This is a genomic window from Roseateles sp. P5_E11 (genome assembly GCF_054049355.1).
The window spans coordinates 1-561 of record NZ_JBFUMO010001196.1 but is presented as its reverse complement, the minus strand read 5'-3'; the positions used below and the strand labels follow the sequence as shown (position 1 = coordinate 561).

The window sequence follows — 561 nt, the reverse complement described above, 5'->3', positions numbered from 1 at the left end:
AGTTCACCGCGCTCCAGGGCCTGTGACAGCCGCGCCTCCAGCTGCAGCCGGTCCTGCTGGTCGGCCAGCAGGCCTGCCGTGAAAACCACCGCGCTGTTGCCCGGCTGGCCCTGCGCCTGTCGCATGGCGAGCTGGATGGCCTTGGCCACGTCGGAGGTCTGCGCGCCGTGCCGCGGGTATTCAGCGGCACCGATGCTCAAGGTCACCGCGAGCTGCTGGCGCTGCACTTCGAAGACAGGCTGCATCACCTGCAGCAGCTGCTCCAGCAGGCTGCGCAGGGCGGCGTCATCGCCCAGTGCGGGCACGATGGCACCGAAGGAAAGTCCGTCCATCCGGTAGAGCCGGCCGCCGGCGCCCTCGACGACGGACTTCAGCCGAGCTGCCACCTGGCACAGCAAGTCGTCACCGGCGGCATGGCCCAGGCTGCCCATGATGCGGCTGAAGCGATTGATGGCTATCCCCAAGCCGATGAAGCTCTCGTTGCCGAGCTCCCGGGCCCGCCGCTCCAGTGCGCGCCGGTTGGGCAGGCCGGTCACGCGGTCATGCAGGCCGACGTAAGCC

1 protein-coding gene is annotated in these 561 nt (G+C 69.5%); it reads right to left on the bottom strand.

From position 1 onward, the window contains the following. Positions 1–561, bottom strand: a 561-nt coding sequence (locus ACXJKR_RS34300) for a diguanylate cyclase domain-containing protein (protein ID WP_457326664.1), incomplete at both ends; no start/stop codon positions are given.